A 231-nucleotide genomic window follows, 5' to 3' on the forward strand; every position below is an offset into this window, starting at 1 on the left:
GGTGGAGCCCGGCTCCTGGATCGATTCCGCCCATGGGTGTCGTTCCCCTCCCGTTACCGGACGCCGTAGAGCCGGTCCGGCAGCCAGGCCACCAGACCCGGGAAAACGTAGATCATGATCATGGCGACGAACACCATGCCCAGAAACGGCATGCAGCCCCGGAAAATCGTGGTGAGCTGGACGTGGGGCGGGGCTACGCCCTTCAGATAGTAGGCTGACATGGCCATGGGC

At 64.1% G+C, this 231-nt stretch carries 1 pseudogene; it reads right to left on the reverse strand.

The features are described from left to right. Positions 1 to 53: 53 nt before the first annotated feature. Positions 54 to 231 (reverse strand): annotated as a pseudogene (locus ACTFO6_RS20070) (C4-dicarboxylate ABC transporter); the annotation flags it as partial.

The organism is Pelomicrobium sp. G1, from assembly GCF_051905455.1.
GTDB lineage: Bacteria > Pseudomonadota > Gammaproteobacteria > Burkholderiales > UBA6910 > Pelomicrobium.